This is a genomic window from Kineococcus mangrovi (assembly GCF_041320705.1).
Lineage (GTDB): Bacteria > Actinomycetota > Actinomycetes > Actinomycetales > Kineococcaceae > Kineococcus > Kineococcus mangrovi.
On sequence record NZ_JBGGTQ010000004.1, the window covers coordinates 186822 to 202323 of the forward strand.

General features: G+C 74.6%; 15 protein-coding genes. 9 read left to right on the plus strand and 6 right to left on the minus strand.

The window, feature by feature from the left end; translation table 11 throughout:
* Positions 1–35: 35 nt before the first annotated feature.
* On the plus strand, positions 36–1262 hold the full coding sequence (locus AB2L28_RS09745; protein ID WP_370718565.1) for a GGDEF domain-containing protein: 1227 nt from the start codon (positions 36–38) through the stop codon (positions 1260–1262).
* Positions 1259–3049 carry a putative bifunctional diguanylate cyclase/phosphodiesterase gene (locus AB2L28_RS09750; RefSeq protein ID WP_370718566.1) on the plus strand — a complete coding sequence of 597 codons (1791 nt, stop codon included), beginning with the start codon at positions 1259–1261 and terminating at the stop codon, positions 3047–3049. The genes AB2L28_RS09745 and AB2L28_RS09750 overlap by 4 nt, the downstream gene beginning before the upstream one ends.
* Here the strand turns inward: AB2L28_RS09750 and AB2L28_RS09755 are convergent.
* Together AB2L28_RS09755 and AB2L28_RS09760 are read right to left on the minus strand one after the other, a co-directional pair.
* On the minus strand, positions 3016–3702 hold the full coding sequence (locus AB2L28_RS09755; protein WP_370718567.1) for a class I SAM-dependent methyltransferase: 687 nt from the start codon (positions 3700–3702) through the stop codon (positions 3016–3018). The genes AB2L28_RS09750 and AB2L28_RS09755 overlap by 34 nt on opposite strands.
* On the minus strand, positions 3699–4502 hold the full coding sequence (locus AB2L28_RS09760) for a DUF3109 family protein (RefSeq protein ID WP_370718568.1): 804 nt from the start codon (positions 4500–4502) through the stop codon (positions 3699–3701). Before AB2L28_RS09760 ends, AB2L28_RS09755 begins: the two co-directional genes overlap by 4 nt.
* Before the next feature lie 64 nt (positions 4503–4566).
* Between AB2L28_RS09760 and AB2L28_RS09765 the strand changes: the two genes are divergently transcribed.
* The 6 genes from AB2L28_RS09765 (at position 4567) to AB2L28_RS09790 (ending at position 9086) form a co-directional block, all read left to right on the plus strand.
* Positions 4567–5538, plus strand: coding sequence for a Ppx/GppA family phosphatase (locus tag AB2L28_RS09765; RefSeq protein WP_370718569.1), 972 nt, complete (start codon positions 4567–4569; stop codon positions 5536–5538).
* A gap of 10 nt (positions 5539–5548) precedes the next feature.
* On the plus strand, positions 5549–6388 hold the full coding sequence (locus AB2L28_RS09770; RefSeq protein WP_370718570.1) for a sugar phosphate isomerase/epimerase family protein: 840 nt from the start codon (positions 5549–5551) through the stop codon (positions 6386–6388).
* A 46-nt stretch (positions 6389–6434) separates the two neighbouring features.
* Positions 6435–7232 (plus strand): pyrroline-5-carboxylate reductase, encoded by a 798-nt coding sequence (proC, locus tag AB2L28_RS09775; protein ID WP_370718571.1) that lies wholly within the window; start codon positions 6435–6437, stop codon positions 7230–7232.
* Positions 7233–7331: 99 nt separating this feature from the next.
* The gene (locus tag AB2L28_RS09780) at positions 7332–8447 is read left to right on the plus strand and encodes an acetoin utilization protein AcuC (RefSeq protein WP_370718836.1); all 1116 of its coding nucleotides are present in this window, start codon (positions 7332–7334) and stop codon (positions 8445–8447) included.
* Between the two features lie 192 nt (positions 8448–8639).
* Positions 8640–8840, plus strand: coding sequence for a helix-turn-helix domain-containing protein (locus AB2L28_RS09785; RefSeq protein ID WP_106210166.1), 201 nt, complete (start codon positions 8640–8642; stop codon positions 8838–8840).
* Between the two features lie 147 nt (positions 8841–8987).
* Positions 8988–9086, plus strand: a complete 99-nt coding sequence (locus AB2L28_RS09790; RefSeq protein ID WP_012085056.1) for a 30S ribosomal protein bS22 — start codon at positions 8988–8990, stop codon at positions 9084–9086.
* Positions 9087–9145: 59 nt separating this feature from the next.
* Here AB2L28_RS09790 and AB2L28_RS09795 read toward each other — a convergent pair whose 3' ends face one another.
* The 4 genes from AB2L28_RS09795 to AB2L28_RS09810 all read right to left on the minus strand — a co-directional run bounded on the left by AB2L28_RS09795 (position 9146) and on the right by AB2L28_RS09810 (position 14973).
* Positions 9146–9514, minus strand: coding sequence for a hypothetical protein (locus AB2L28_RS09795; RefSeq protein ID WP_370718572.1), 369 nt, complete (start codon positions 9512–9514; stop codon positions 9146–9148).
* 80 nt (positions 9515–9594) lie between these two features.
* Positions 9595–12606 carry a nidogen-like domain-containing protein gene (locus AB2L28_RS09800; protein ID WP_370718573.1) on the minus strand — a complete coding sequence of 1004 codons (3012 nt, stop codon included), beginning with the start codon at positions 12604–12606 and terminating at the stop codon, positions 9595–9597.
* Positions 12607–12906: 300 nt separating this feature from the next.
* Positions 12907–14103, minus strand: coding sequence for a GH12 family glycosyl hydrolase domain-containing protein (locus AB2L28_RS09805; protein WP_370718574.1), 1197 nt, complete (start codon positions 14101–14103; stop codon positions 12907–12909).
* A 69-nt stretch (positions 14104–14172) separates the two neighbouring features.
* Complete coding sequence (locus AB2L28_RS09810; protein WP_370718575.1) at positions 14173–14973, minus strand: HAD family hydrolase; 801 nt, start codon at positions 14971–14973, stop codon at positions 14173–14175.
* A 41-nt stretch (positions 14974–15014) separates the two neighbouring features.
* Between AB2L28_RS09810 and AB2L28_RS09815 the strand changes: the two genes are divergently transcribed.
* Complete coding sequence (locus tag AB2L28_RS09815; RefSeq protein WP_370718576.1) at positions 15015–15305, plus strand: glutaredoxin family protein; 291 nt, start codon at positions 15015–15017, stop codon at positions 15303–15305.
* Positions 15306–15502: the final 197 nt, after the last annotated feature.

Here is a 15502-nt window from a genome sequence, read left to right on the forward strand (position 1 = left end):
CGCGCGCGCCGCGCCGGGTCGTCTACGCCGCGCGGGTGAGCGGGCTCCGGAAGCCGCCGCGGACCGCCGACACCTCCACCGTGAGCCGACCGCGCCGAGCAGGCAGCCTGCTGTCCCGGCCCTTCGAGGCGCCCCTGGAGCGGGAGTTCCAGGTGGCCCGCAACGCGTCGCGGTCGCGGTGGTTCGTCCCGACGGCCCTGCTCGGCCTCGTCTTCTTCGACTTCTACGTCCTCCTCGACCTCGTGCTGGCCCCGCAGGTGCTCGAGCTGTCCCTGTGGCTGCGCCTGGGACTGGTGACGCCCCTCACCCTCGCGGGGCTGGGGCTGCGCAGGTGGTGGATCGCGGCACGCCCCGGGTCCCGGATCGACGTGCCCCTGGTCGCCGGCGCCGCCTCGCTCGTCGTCGGGACCCTCGCCGTGCTCCAGCGCAGCGCGCCCGAGGCCCTCGGCGGGGCCTACTTCGCCGGTGCCCTCGTCGTCGTCGTGTTCTTCGGCACGCTGCTGCGCAACGACGTGCGGGGAGCGGCGGGCGTACTGGTGACGATGGTCGCCGCGTTCGGGTGCGGTCAGTGGTACGTGGGGTCCGACCCCGTCGCGATCCAGACCACCGCGCTGCTCGCGGTCGCCGTCAGCGGCCTGTTCGGGCTCGTCCTGGCCGGCACCCTCGAGGAGAGCGAACGGGCGCGCTTCCTCGCCGAGCGGCGCGAGCGCCGGCTCGCCGCCGAGCGCGAGGAGCTCATCGCGGCGCTGGCCCGGGCCGCCGTCCGCGACGAGCTGACGGGCCTGCTCAACCGGCGCGGGCTGCTCGAGCACGTCGCGGCGCACCCGCGCAGCGCGGGCCGCGGGGGCGTCCTGCTCGTCGACGTCGACCACTTCAAGGAGCTGAACGACCGGTTCGGCCACCTCGAGGGGGACCGGTGCCTCACGCTGGTGGCGGACGCCCTGGCCTCGGCGTGCCGTCCCACGGACGTGGTGGCGCGCTTCGGCGGGGAGGAGTTCGTCGTGGTGCTCGACGGTGCCGTCGGGGACGACCCGGAGGAGGTCGACGTGCACGTGGCCGCGGAACGAGTGCGCACCGCCGTGCGCGAGCGCCGCCTGCCCCACCCCCGCGGCGGGGTGGTGACGGTGAGCGTCGGCGCCGCCCGCGGGGACTGGGCGGCGGCGCTCGCCGCCGCCGACGAGGCCGTCTACGCGGCCAAGACGGCCGGGCGGGACACCGTCGTCGTCGTCCCCGCCGCCCCCTCCGCGGCAGCGGCCTCGTGAACGGCCGGCCCCTGCTCCGGCTCGGGGAGCGGCTGCGCCGGATGGGGCTGCCCGTCGTCTCGCCCAGCTACGAGGCGCTGGCCCGGCAGGCCGCCGACGAGGTGCTGGTGACCGACCTCGAGGGCACCATCGCCTTCCTCAGCCCCTCCTTCAGCCGTCGCTGGAACCTCGACCGGTGGGCGCTGCTGGGGCTCGACGCCTTCGCCTGGGTCCACCCCGACGACCGCGACCGCGCGCGCGAGCTCCTGCGGCAGGCGTGCCTGCCGGGCGCCGGTCCCGTCGACACCGAGCACCGCTACCTCGTGCGCGCCACGGGGGAGGTGCGCTGGGTCCGGGTGCGGTTCAGCGACGCCCGGCACGAGCGCGGCGTGCGGGGGGTCATCTGGAACTGCGTCGACTCCACCGACGAGCGGCGCGCGCTGGAGGCGCTGCGCTTCACGGCCAGCCACGACCGGCTCACCGGTCTGCCCAACCGGCGCAGCCTGTTCGAGTCCCTCGCCGCCGGGGCCGGGACGACCTGCGGGCTGGTGCTGCTGGGGCTGGACGGGCTGAAGGCCGTCAACGACCGGGTGGGTCACTCCGCCGGTGACGACGTCGTGCGGCGCACCGCCGAACGGCTCACGCAGGTGGCCGGCGGGGACGCGGTCGTCGCCCGTCTCGACGGCGACGAGTTCGCCCTGCTCGTGAGGGGGGAGGAGCGGGCCGTCGGGCAGGCCGTCGCCGTCCTCGCGCAGCGGTGCGTGCGCGCCGTCCGCGAACCGGTCGCCGTGGGCGGGCGGTCCGTCGTCGTGACCGCGGGCGCCGGGACGGCGCTCTCGCCGCCGGGCGCGGCGGGCGCGGCGGGCGCGGCCGACGACGCGCAGGACCGGGTCCGTGCGCTGTTCCAGCACGCCGACGTCGCCCTGTCCGCGGCCAAGGCCGCCGGCGGCGACCGCGTGGTCCCGTTCTCGCGCGGCCTGCTCGACGCCCGGCACGAGCGTGCCGAGCTCGCCGCCGACCTGCGCCAGGCCGTCGCCGCGGGGCAGCTGGACGTCGTCTACCAACCCCTCGTCGACCTCGCCGCGGGGTCCACGGTGGGGGTGGAGGCCCTCGTCCGCTGGCAGCACCCGCGCCGCGGCGCCGTGCCGCCGGACGTCTTCGTGCCCCTGGCGGAGGAGTCCGGCACGATCGGGGACCTCGGGGCGTTCGTGCTCGACGAGGCCCTGGGCGCCGTCTCCCGGCTCCACGCCGCCGCGGGGGCCGGGGTGCTGGTCAGCGTGAACCTCTCGGGCCACCAGCTGCTGCAGCCCGACCTCGTCCCCCTCGTGGCCGACACCCTGGCCCGGCACGGCGCGGCCCCGTCCGCGCTGTGCCTGGAGGTCACCGAGAGCGCCGTGGTCGAGGACCTGTCCGCCGCGCGCGAGACGCTGCTGCGCCTGCGGTCGCTGGGGGTCCGGACGGCGCTGGACGACTTCGGGACGGGGTACTCCTCGTTGTCCTACCTGCGCCGGCTGCCCGTCGACAAGCTGAAGATCGACAAGTCGTTCCTCGACGACGTCGCCGACGAGCAGGGGGTCGCCGTGCTGTCCGGCATCGCGGCGCTGGCCACCGGGCTGGGGCTGACGACGGTGGCCGAGGGCATCGAGACCGACCAGGTCGCCCGGCTCGTCGCGCGGGCCGGCTGCACGTGGGGGCAGGGCTACCACTTCGCGCGGCCGCTGCCGGAGGCGGCGGCCCGCGAGCACCTGGCCCGGCAGGCGGCTCGGGGTGGGGCTCAGAACCCCTTGTGGCGCAGCACGACGGCGTAGTCCACCCGCGTCCCGGCGTGGCTCGCGAGGAACGCCTCGGCCAGCCGGGGGGCGAACTCGACGCGCACGACGGCCTCGAGGTCGGCCCGGGAGTCGAACTCCCACGCGACGTCGAGCCGTTCGACCGCCCAGCCGCGGCGGGCGAAGAACCGGTCGACGGCGACCGGGTCGTACGAGGGCAGCGACGTCGCGAACCAGCGGCCGACCGTCGAGCGGGTGGCGTCGTTGTCGACGACGAACGCCCGCCCGCCCCGGCGCACGACGCGGTCCAGCTCGGCCAGGCCCGGTTCGCAGCCGGGGCCGAAGAAGTAGGCCCACCGGGCGTGCACCACGTCGACGCTCGCGTCCGGCAGCGGCAGCGCGCCCGCCTCCCCCCGCAGCACGCGCACCCCCGGCGTCCCCCCGGTGCGCCGGCGGGCCCGCTCCACGAGCGGGGGGTGCGGTTCCACCCCGGTCACCGAGCGTGCCGTCGCCGCGAACCGGGGCAGGTGGAAGCCCGCGCCGCAGCCGACGTCGAGGACGTCCAGACCCGCCCAGTCGTGGATCGCGCGCATGGCGCCCTCGAGGAGGCCGCCGCGGTCGACGGCGAGGTTCTCCAGCTCGTAGACGTCGGGGGAGTCCCAGATGTTCGGGCTGGGGACGACCCCGCTCACCGGCGGTGGTCGGCCGGGTGCACGGTCAGCGGCAGCAGCCGCCGGTGCGCCGACCCCGCCCGCGTCCGCTTCACGAGCGCCTCGCAGTGCCGGGCCAGCTCCTCGTAGGGCGCGTCGCCGATCATCTCGCGCAGCTCGTTCTCGCAGCTGAGGAACACGGGTCGTTCCCCGACGTGCGCGGCGGGGTTGCCGGTGCAGTACCAGTCGAGGTCGTGCCCGCCCTCGCCCCAGCCGCGCCGGTCGTACTCGGCGATGCTGACCTCCAGGTACGTCGAGCCGTCCCCGCGGGTGACGGTCCGGTAGGAGCGCTTCAGCGGCAGCTGCCAGCAGACGTCGGGCTTGTGGGTCAGCGGGTCGACGCCCTCGCGCAGGGCCTGCAGGTGCAGCGCGCACCCCGCCCCGGCGGGGAACCCCGGCCGGTTGGCGAGGATGCAGCCGCCCTCGTGCACGCGCGTCTTGCGCTCGCCGTCCTCGACCTCCGTCCAGCCGCCCGCGCGGGCCTCGTCGTGGAACTGCCACACCTCCGGCGTCAGCCGCCGGACGACCTCCGCGACGCGCTCCTCGTCCGCCGCCTCCGTGAAGTGCGCCCCCAGCGCGCAGCAGCCGACGTCGGGCCGGTCGGCGTAGATCCCCGGGCAGCCGTCGCCGAAGATGCACGTGTAGTCGCTCGTGAGCCAGGTCAGGTCGACGCGGTACACCGTGTCCGGCTGGTCCTCGGGACCGGTCGCGGCCGCCACGTCCTGCGGGTCGGGGAACTCCAGCCACAGGCGGGCCGTGTCCAGCGGGGTCTCGACGTCCACCGCTGCAGCGTAGGCGGGTCCTGCGGGGCCCGGACCACCCGCCGCCGTCCACTAGGGTCGCCGCGTGCGCTTGGGTGTCCTGGACGTGGGCAGCAACACCGTCCACCTGCTGATCGTCGACGCCCACCCCGGGGCCCACCCGCTGCCGGCGCACTCGACCCGCCGGCTGCTGCGCCTGGCCGAGCACCTGACCCCCGCCGGCGCCGTCGACGACGCCGGGGTCGCAGCGCTCACCGACGCCGTCGCGGCGGCGGCCGCCGCGGCCGAGGACGCGGGCGTCACCGAGATGCTCGCCTTCGCCACGTCGGCGGTGCGCGAGGCCGTCAACGGCGAGGACGTCCTCGACCACGTCGAGCGGGCCACGGGTGTGCGGTTGCAGGTGTTGCCCGGCACCGCCGAGGCCGACCTGACGTTCCTCGCCGTGCGCCGCTGGTTCGGGTGGTCGGCGGGCCGGTTGCTCGTGCTCGACATCGGCGGCGGGTCCCTCGAGGTGGCCACGGGCCTGGACGAGGCGCCCGACGTGTCCTTCTCCCTGCCGCTGGGCGCCGGCCGGCTCACCCGCGACCGCCTCGCCGGCGACCCGCCCCCGCCCGAGGCCGTCCGGGAGGTGCGCCGCTCGGTGCGCCAGCAGGTCGCGGCCCGCGTGCGCGACGTGGCCCGCGCGGGCGCCCCCGACCGCGTCGTGGTGACGTCCAAGACCTTCCGCAGCCTCGCCCGGCTCACCGGCGCGGCCCCCGCGGCGGAGGGCCCGTCGGTCCGCCGCGTCCTGCGCCGCGACGACCTGGCGGCCTGGGTGCCGGAGCTGGCGGGCATGAGCGCCCGCCGGCGGGCCGAGCTGCCGGGTGTCAGCGCCGAGCGCGCGGGGCAGGTGCTCGCCGGCGCCCTCGTGGCCGAGGCCGCCTTCGAGCTCCTCGGCGTCGAGGAGGCGCTCGTGTGCCCCTGGGCGTTGCGCGAGGGCGTCATCCTGCGCCGCCTGGACGCCATCACCGCGGGGGCTGTGGACGGCGACCACGGCGTGGTCGGTGCGGGGAACTAGCGTGGGCGCCGTGGAAGCGACGTCCCCGGCTGCCGGGAACCTGCCCGAGGGCCCGATCCGGGTGGGTCTGTCGACGACGTGCTCCTACCCGGAGTCGACGACGGCCGCGTTCGAGATCGCCGCGCGCCTGGGCTACGACGGCGTCGAGGTCCTCGTGTGGACCGACCCCGTCAGCCAGGACGCGACCGCGCTGCGCCGCCTCGCCGAGCACTTCGACGTGCCCGTCCTGTCGGTGCACGCCCCGACGCTGCTGCTGACGCAGCGCACGTGGGGCCGCGGGGACCCGTGGGGCAAGCTCGAGCGCTCCGCGGAGCTGGCCGCGACCCTGGGGGCGGGCACCGTGGTCGTGCACCCGCCCTTCCGCTGGCAGCGCGAGTACGCCACCGGTTTCGTCGCCGGGATCGAGGCGCTCGAGGCGCGCACGGGCGTGACGATGGCCGTGGAGAACATGTTCCCCTGGCGCGCCCGCGGCCGGGAGCTCGTCGCCTACGCCCCCGGCTGGGACCCGACCGGCCTCGGGTACCGCCACCTCACGCTGGACTACTCCCACGCCGCGACGTCCGGGCAGGACTGCCTGGAGCTGACGCGCGCCTTCGGCGCCCGGCTCGCCCACGTGCACCTGTGCGACGGCACCGGTTCGGCCAAGGACGAGCACCTCGTGCCCGGCGACGGCACCCAGCCCGTGGCCGCCGCCCTGGCCGAACTGGCCCGCAGCGGGTTCGGCGGCACGGTCGTCGCCGAGGTCAACACCCGGCGGGCCCGCGGCCGGGCCGCGCGGGAGGAGTCGCTGGCCCGCACGCTGGCCTTCGCGCGCGAGCACCTCGCGCGGACGCCGGAGGTCACGGCGTGACCGGGCGCGGCGGGACGAGGGTCCGGACGGACGAGGGGGGACGCGCGTGACGCTGGCGCTGGTCGGTGCGGGGGTGATGGGCCAGACCCTGCTCGGGGGTCTGCTGCGCGCGGGACGGTCCGCGGACGACGTGCTCGTCGTGGACCGCCGGGCCGGCCGCGGCCGTGAGCTGCACGAGCGCTTCGGCGTCCGCGTGACGGGCGACGTCGCCGCGGTCCGGGGCGCGCGGACGGTGCTGCTGGCCGTCAAGCCGCAGGACCTGCCCGCGCTGCTGGACTCCCTGGCCCCGCACCTGGACCCCGACGCGCTCGTCGTCTCCCTCGCTGCCGGGGTCACGACCGCGGCCGTCGAGGCCCGGCTCCCGGCCGGGACGTCCGTCGTGCGGGTCATGCCGAACACGCCCTCCCTCGTCGACGAGGGGATGGCGGCGCTCGCGGCCGGGTCCTCGTGCGCCGACGCGCAGCTGGCCGAGGCCGAGGACCTGCTGCGCTCCTGCGGTCGCACGGTCGTCCTGGCCGAGAAGCACCTCGACGCCGTCACCGCGCTGTCCGGGTCCGGTCCCGCCTACGTCTTCTACGTGGTGGAGGCGATGGTCGAGGCGGGGGTCCTGCTGGGCCTGCCGCGCGCCACCGCGACCGAGCTCGTGGTCCAGACCGTCGTCGGGGCCGGGGCGATGCTGCGCGAGACCGGTCAGCACCCGACCGTGCTGCGCGAGCAGGTGACGTCCCCGGCGGGCACGACGGCCGCCGCGCTGCGCCAGCTCGACGACTCCGGTGTGCGGGCCGCGCTGGTCTCCGCGGTGGAGGCCGCCGCGGCCCGCTCCCACCAGCTGTCGGGGGGCTGAGCCGTGGGGGGCGTCGCGGGGGACGCGGCGGGCAGGGACGAGGTGCGCGTCGTCTGGGACCAGGCGTTCACGCGCTACGACTTCGGCCGGTGGCACCCGATGGCCCCCGTCCGGCTCGACCTGACGGCCCGGCTGTGCGCGGACCTGGGCCTGTTCGACCGGCCCGGGGTGAAGGTGGTCGGCGCCGAACCCGCGGACGACGAGCTGCTGCTCTCCGTCCACGACCGCGCGTACGTCGACGCGGTCAAGGCCGCGTCGGCCGACCCGCGGCGGGCCCAGCCGGTCTTCGGCCTCGGCACCGAGGACGACCCGGCCTTCCCGGGGATGCACGAGGCCGCCGCCCGCATCGTCGGCGGGTCCGTCGACCTCGGCCGTGCTCTCGTCGCGGGCCGGACCCTGCACGGCGTGAACTTCTGCGGTGGCATGCACCACGCGAAACCGGGCTGCGCCAGCGGGTTCTGCGTCTACAACGACGCCGCCGCCGCCATCGTCGCGATGCTGCGCGAGGGGGCCGAGCGCGTCGTCTACGTCGACCTGGACTGCCACCACGGCGACGGCACCGAGGCCGTCTTCTGGGACGACCCGCGCGTGCTGACGCTCAGCGTCCACGAGTCCGGGACGACCCTCTTCCCGGGCACGGGGTTCGCCGACGAGCTCGGCGGGCCCGACGCGCTGGGCGGCGCCGTGAACCTCGCGCTGCCGGCCGGGACGGGGGACGCGGGCTGGCTGCGGGCCGTGCACGCCGTGGTCCCGCAGCTCGTGCGCGCCTTCGCGCCCGACGTGCTCGTCACCCAGCACGGCTGCGACACCCACGCCCTGGACCCGCTGGGTCACCTGGCGGTCTCCGTCGACGCCCAGCGGGTGGCGTCGGCGGCGATGCACGCGCTCGCCCACGAGGCGTCCGGGGGCCGCTGGCTCGCCCTCGGAGGCGGGGGGTACGAGGTCGTGGACGTGGTGCCGCGGACGTGGGCCCACCTCGTCGCGGAGGCGTCCCAGCAGCCGCTGGACCCGGCGACGCCGCTGCCGGCGTCCTGGCGCGCGCACGTGGAGGCGGTCCTCGACCGGCGGGCCCCCGCGACGATGACCGACGGTGAGCCCGCCACCTTCACGGGGTGGGAGTCGGGGTACGACCCGGACGACGCCGTGGACCGCGCGATCCTGGCCACGCGGCGGGCCGCGTTCCCCTTGCACGGGCTCGACCCGGACTTCGACTGATCTCCCAGAGAGTTTTTACCGAGCGTAAGTCCTGGTCACAGGCTGTCTAAGTCACTCTGTGTGACTCCATAGACACGCAGACCTTCCACCCGCGTCACACCTGCCCCTACAGTGGTCAGTGAACGCGCCCCCACCGGGCCGTCCGCGGGGGACGGTGCGCAAACGGCGCGCGAACTGAAGGGTGCTGTGGGGATGCCTGAGGATCGCCCGCTGTCCGAGGTCCGGTTCCTGACCGTGGCCGAGGTCGCATCGATGATGCGCGTGTCGAAGATGACGGTGTACCGCCTGGTGCACAACGGGGAGCTGCCCGCCGTGCGGGTCGGCCGCTCCTTCCGCGTGCCCGAGGACGCCGTCCACGAGTACCTGCGGCAGTCGTTCATCGACACCGCCTGAGACGGGGGCGCGCCACCGCGCGGCACGTCGCGGACCCGCGGGCGGGTAGACTCGACGACGGTCTGCCGCTCGCTGAGCGGCACGTCAGCGCGCCGGTCCACCGGGGCGCCGGCACGCAACCAGTCGTATCGAGTGAGCGAGGACCCCTTGGGCTCTGTCATCAAGAAGCGTCGCAAGCGCATGGCGAAGAAGAAGCACCGCAAGCTGCTCCGCCGCACGCGTCACCAGCGTCGCAACAAGAAGTGATGCGCTGAAGGGCGGCTCCCCCGCGGGGGAGCCGCCCTTCGTGCGTTCCGGCCAGCACCTCAAGGCGAGGTGCTGGCCGGGGGCGAGGTGAACTGCGAGCCCTGACCGTCCTGGACCCACGCCAGGCCGGCGACGAAGACCGCGATGGCCAGCGCGCCCGCGACGAGCAGCCGCGGCACCCGCCGGGTCCACGCCGTGATCGCCACCGGGGTCGCGACGAGCGCCGATGCCACGCCCCAGTAGACGAGACTGATGGCGGGGGGCCGCGCAGAGGGGTCGATGCGCTCGCACCCGTCGAACCCGCAGAACGTCAGGACGGCCAGCGTGGTCGGCAGCCAGGCGACGACCGTAAACAGCACCATCAGGACCAGCAGGGTCAGCCAGGGCCGACGGCGACCCGCGGAGGGTGCCGGCTCGGTGTCGTCCATCGGTGTCCTCCCGGTGGTGCGGGGTGAGGGGTGGAGCACCCGGTGGGGCCTCGGGTGCGAGGCACCCACCGGGTGCGTTGTCAAACCGTCCGCAGGGTCACTGCGCCGGTCGCGCTCAGGCAGCCGGTGACGACGGCGCCCCTGAGGTCCGTCTGCCCGTCGAGCCTGACCCGCCCGGGGGTCTCCAGACGGACCGTCACCTGGTCGTCGGCGGTTGTGGGGCCGACCAGCGCGATGTCCCTGCCGGTCGCGCAGCCATCCAAGGTTCCGGGGACGACGATCCGGAGGGTGTGAGCGGCTCCGTCAGCCGACACGACCCGCAGGCCGTTCGTCGACGTCAGGCCCTCCGCCACGATGGTCAGGTCGCCCTCGAGGCGGAGGGTCTGGTCCTGGAGGGACACACTCGAGCACCCGCTCACCGCCCTCGTCGCGTCGATCCGGGTAGCGCCTGCCGTGGACACGACGTTGCCACCCGCGGACCACGAAGCCAAGGTGCAGCCGGGGTTCGCGGACAGACCCTGCGACCAGCTCGGCGCCTGGTTGGCCTGTGCCGTCGCCTTCAGCCACTGACCCCAGCTGAGGTCGGTTGCAGGGGCCGAGCCCGCCACGAGCTCGTCCACGGGGGGGACGACGACGGGCGGTAGTGCTTTCCGTTCGGTCACGACGCCGGTGATCGACCCGATCGAGCGCAGCTGCTCGACGGTCCGCCCGTCCATGACCTGCAGAGTGTCCGCGGTGGCGACGTCGCCGCCGACGCGCACGCTCGACTGCACAGTCACCTGGCCGCTGGCGGTCACATCACCACCCACCCGGACGTTGGAGTCCATCCGCACCGTTCCCCCGGCGGTGATCGACCCGTCGACGGAGCAGTCGTTGGTCAGCGTGACCGAGCCCGTGGCGATGACGTCGCCGCCCACGTGACCGCGCGAATCGCACGTGAAGTCGCCGTCGACGACCGCGTCGGCGGCAGGGCCCACGAGGCTGGTGCTGTTCGTGATCGTGAGGTTCGAGGCGGACCGCACGACGCCGGAGCGTCGCATAGGGGTCGCGTCCTCGGCCGCGACGGGACCCTCGGTGGCGCCGAAGCCCACACCCCCACGGTCGTCCGTCACGACCAGCGCGACCTGGTACAGCCCGGGTTCGGCGAAGGTGTGCTCCACCGTGGCACCCTCACCCGTCGTGCCGTCGCCGAAGTCCCACTCGTAGCGGACGACGCGCCCGCCCACCACGCTGGAGCCGGTCCCGTCGAAGGAGAGGGTCCGACCCGTCCCGGAGGTGCGGACGACCGCGACCGGCAGCGGTGCGAGGACCTCTTCCTCGTACGTGGACAGCGTGACGGGTTCTCCTTCGGGGGCCACGTCGAGGCCGTACGAGGAGATGGTCCACTCACCGGCTTCGGCGTCGGGGACCGTGAAGTACTCGTACGTGGGACCGTTCGCGTGGTCGGCCTCGCGCGGTTCCGAGCGCGTGTACCGGACCCCGCTGGGGGAGATGAGCGTGGTCTCGACATCGCTCCCGGGCCAGGCGACGTTCACGGAGACCGTCCTGCCCGACACGGTGAACTTCCGGACCACGGTCTGCCCCGGGAGGATGTCGTAGGTGGGCCGGGTGATCGTCGCCAGCTGCGACTGGATGCGCGCGGCCATCCGGGCGTGCCCGAGGGGGTTGGGGTGGAAGGACTCGTTGTCCGCGCCCTTGTGCTGCGCGGTGAAGAGGATCCCGTTGATGGCGGGCGCGGGGGCGCAGGCGTCCTGCAGGGTCAGGACGTCGGCCATGTTGACGTGCTCGAAGCCCACCTGCTGTGCGGCCCTGCCGATCGCTGCGTCGGCGCGGTCGATGCTGGAGTTGATCCACTTCTGGTCCGACCCCCTGATGAACTGGCAGTTCTGGTTCAGGAAGTTCGACTGGTTGAAGAAGCGCGGGTAGCTGACCACGACGACGCGGGCGTACGGCGCCTTGGCCCGCACGACGCGGTAGAGGCTGACCAGGTCCGTCCTGAGCTTGCCCTTCTCCAGGCTCGTCAGGTTCCTGTCGACGTCCGCGCCGAAGTTCTTCTGGCAGCTGGGACCGAACGTGTTCAACGGGTTCAGCCCCTGCACGATGCAGTTCTTGAGGGTTCCGGAGAAGTCCAGGTCGTTGCCGCCGATCCCGATGGTGACCAGTCGGGTGTCGTACCCGAGGGAGTCGATCTGCGGGTTCTCGGACTTGAAGGTCGAGACCAGGTCGCCCATCTTCGCCCCCGAGCACGCCTCGAAGTCGAGGTCGAGGCGAACGGTCGTGCTCGCCAGCACCTTCGGGTAGGCCAGGGTCGAGCGGTGGCAACCGCCGAAGGCGCCGGTGCCGTCCTCGTAGAGGTAGGAACCCTCGCCGGACTGGAACGAGTCGCCGAGAGCGACGTACTTGTCGGCCACCACGCCCTGGTTGCGCACCTTGAAGACGTAGCGGCCGGGTACCGAGGATCCCAGTGAACTGTGGACTAGGCCGTTCGGCGAGGAGTCCAGGAAGGCTCCCGACTCCCCGGACCCGGGGAGTTCGGTCCCGGGGCGGGTGGAGGGCTGCTCCGACGTCCCGCCGGGACGGCCGCTGGCGAAACCGATCCGGGCGGGGGTACCCCCGAGGCCGTTCCTGCCCCCGCTGGCGTCCCCGGTCTCCCACTGGACCCCGTCGTAGTTGAAGACGATGTCGAAGGCGCCCCGCCCCTGGTCGGGGCGGGCGACCAGGAGCAGCTGGAACGAGTTCAGCTTGTCCGTCTTGCCGTTGTAGTACCCCACGTTGCGCCAGTCGACGCAGAACGCTTCGTGGCCCTCGTAGACGGTGGTCCCGTACCCGTAGCGAACGACGTCCGAGCCGGTGGGCCGGGTGTCCACGTCGGCGAAGAAGGGGGCGATGATCGCACGAGAGGTGTCCTTCAGGCCGAACGGCGTGAAGGTCGACAAGGCCTGGTCGAAGGTCACGTTGCCGTTGTTGTTGACGAAGACGTGGTCGTGGGTCTGGCCGTAGAAGTTGACCTCGAAGGGCAGGTCGACGCGGGGTCCGGACCCGTCGTCGTTGCGCGGCAGGCTGTTGCGCGAGCAGGCAGCCGCATCGACCATCGCGTGACCGGGCGCGGCGTGAGCGGCGCCCGGTAGCGCGAGCAGCGCGCTCGCTACGGTCAGGGTGGCGACCAGGCCTGCGGCCAGTCGTCTCAATGTGATCGTGCGCCTCCTGTGAGTGATCAGCAGGACGACTGTGTAGGCGGGTCGGGAGGGTGGAGGCTGGTTCGTCACGCGGTCACCCGTTCGCTGCCCCAGGTGTCACCGTTGGGACGCACCCGGAGGTGCTGACCACCTCGGATGGGTGCCCACCTCGCTCCCCGTGACCGGGGACGAGGTGGGCCACCCGGACGGGTGAGGTCAGGAGCAGGTGACCGCGGCCGGCGTCGCGGTGCTGCCCGTCGCGGCGAGCTGGTAGCCGAACGTCGTGGTCGCGCCCGCGGCGAGGGAGCCGTTCCAGGACGCGTTCTCCACCGTCAGCGTCCGTCCCGACTGCGTCCAGGTGCCGTTCCACAGGTTCGTCACCGTCTGACCGGCGGGCAGCGTCGCCACCGTCGTCCAGCCCGTGCGGGCCTGGGCGCCGTTGGTGACCGTGACGGTCTGCACGGCGCCGGCGCCCCAGGCCGAGTCGGTCCGCGGGGTGGCCGAGCACACGGGCCGCCCCGAGGTCGGGCGCTTCGCGCGGGTCACGGTCGGGGTGGGGCTCGCCGTGGGGGTCGGGTTCGCCGTGGGGGTGGGGCTGGTCGCCGCGCCGGTGCCCGCGGAGAACGACGTCACCGCCAGGCCCGCCCCGCCGGTCCACGGCTCGAACCCGGCCTGGACGCTCGTGAGGTACCACGAGCGCTGGACCCAGCCGCGGGCGAGGGCGTCGTCGAAGAAGGTGCTGACGGGCAGGTCCAGCGAGGAGGTCCGGGTGGTCCGCACGTAGGAGACGACGTTCCACCCGGTGTTGCCGAACCAGACGTCCCAGGTCGCACCCGCGAGCGCCACGGTGGCGACCTTGCGGCCCACGGGCTGCGGCCGGCCGGCGTGGCCCAGCCACACCATGACCTCCGCGCCGGTGTTCTGGCCGTCGGTGCGCGGCGTCGGGTCGAACCACAGGTCGTAGGCGGCGTCCCACTCACCGGCCACCGAACCCGGTGCGGGGTAGGTCACGGCGACGCTCGCGCGGACGGAGCCGAAGGTGCTGCCGGACGCAGGCACGGGGGTGAAGCCCGGCGTGCAGTCGGCGTAGTGGCAGCCCCAGTAGATCGACGGGTAGCTCTTGGGCGGGCCGTCGGTGGCCACGGCCCCGTCGGCGCGGGTGAGGCGGAACCCCGTCGCGGTGGGCTCGACGCACTGCGGTTCCGCGGTGCCCCAGCGGTTGTTCTGGATGCGGTACTTCCCGTCCGCCGTCGTCGCTTTGGCGTACTGGTCGCACAGGGCCGCGGCGGCCGCGGCGCGGGGGGTGTCGAGGGTGGTCACCGCGGTGGCGGCACCCGCCACCAGGGCGGTGACGGCCGCGGCCGCCCCGAGCTTGGGTCCGGCGGTGGCGACGAGGGCGCGCAGGCGGGGCACGCCGCTGTCTCGTCCGCCCGGACCGCCGACCTGAGCGTTCCGGCGCGTGGTGTGCGTCACACCTGCGGGTCAGCGGCGGCGCAGCAGCCCGGCGACGACGACGGCCCCCGCGGCCAGGCCCCCGGCGCGGACCGTCCAGCGGGCGAGGTGCTGCCAGGAGCGGAACTCGTGGACGGGCCACCCGTGGGCGACGGCGTGCCGGCGCAGCGCGCGGTCGGGGTTCACGGCGCTGGGGGAGCCGACGAGGCCGAGCAGGGGCAGGTCGTTGGCGGAGTCGGAGTAGGCCGCGCAGCGGGTCAGGTCGAACCCGCGGTCCTCGGCCAGGGCGCGCACGGCGTCGGCCTTGGCCTGCCCGTGCAGCGGCTCGCCGACGAGGCGGCCGGTGTAGGTGCCGTCGACGGACTCGGCGACGGTGCCGAGGGCGCCGGTCAGGCCCAGGCGGCGGGCGACGACGTCGGCGAGCTCGACGGGGGCGGCGGTGACGAGCCAGACGGGCGTCCCGGCGTCCAGGTGCCGGCGGGCGAGCGCCCGCGACCCGGCCCGCACCTCGGCCTCCAGGTGCTCGTCGTAGACCTCCTCGCCGATCTGGCGGATCTCCGCCGTGGAGTGCCCGGCGACGAAGGCGAGCGCGAGCTCGCGGACCTCCCCGAGGTGCCCGAGGTTCTCCCCGCGCAGCGCGAAGTGCAGGGCGCGCCGGCCGAAGCGCTGCAGCTCGCGGCGGGAGAAGAAGCCGCGCGCGGCCAGGCCGCGGGCGAAGTAGAACAGCGAGGCGCCGTGGACCATCGTGTTGTCGAGGTCGAAGAACGCCGCGTCGCACGCCGCGTCCGGTCCGGCCGCGGGAGCGGGGCGGGAGGCGTCGTCGCGGTGCACTGCGGCATCGTAGGACGACCCACCGACAAGAAGGGTGAGCGATGGACCACGCAGAGCGAGTGGGTGCGGGGAGCGCGCGGGTCGTCCTCGTCTCGCGGGTCGGCTGCCACCTGTGCGACGACGGCCGCGAGGTGGTCCGCGCGGTGGCCGCGGCGGCCGGGGTCGGCTGGGAGGAGGTCGACGTCGACGCCGACCCGGAGCTGCGGCGGCGGTTCACGGACAAGGTCCCGGTCGTGCTGGTCGACGGCGCCGAGCGGGACTTCGGCCGTCTGGACGCCGACCGGCTGCGGCAGGCGCTGGCGGGTCGCCGGTGGTGGCGACGGGGGCGCTGACGGCCCCGCGCCCCGATGGTGAGGTGAGGCTCACCTTCCTGTGAAGGTGCAGGTCAGCGGGGGCGTGGTCCTCGTCACGCGGGCCCGTCACGACTTTGTGCGTGGCTTCACAAGAGCCTAGGCTGCTGGCGCACGACCAGGGGTCCCGGCTTCCACCGGGACCCGAGCGACGCGTACGAGGGTGCTGGTCTGACCGC

What these genes read in the sequence shown, in the direction of transcription:
- AB2L28_RS09780 (WP_370718836.1), top strand. Translation starts at nt 7,332, where the DNA reads ATGGCCCCCGTCCGGCTCGACCTGACGGCCCGGCTGTGCGCGGACCTG.
- AB2L28_RS09785 (WP_106210166.1), top strand. Translation starts at nt 8,640, where the DNA reads ATGCCTGAGGATCGCCCGCTGTCCGAGGTCCGGTTCCTGACCGTGGCC.
- AB2L28_RS09795 (WP_370718572.1), bottom strand. Translation starts at nt 9,514, where the DNA reads ATGGACGACACCGAGCCGGCACCCTCCGCGGGTCGCCGTCGGCCCTGG.
- AB2L28_RS09800 (WP_370718573.1), bottom strand. Translation starts at nt 12,606, where the DNA reads ATGGTCGATGCGGCTGCCTGCTCGCGCAACAGCCTGCCGCGCAACGAC.
- AB2L28_RS09815 (WP_370718576.1), top strand. Translation starts at nt 15,015, where the DNA reads ATGGACCACGCAGAGCGAGTGGGTGCGGGGAGCGCGCGGGTCGTCCTC.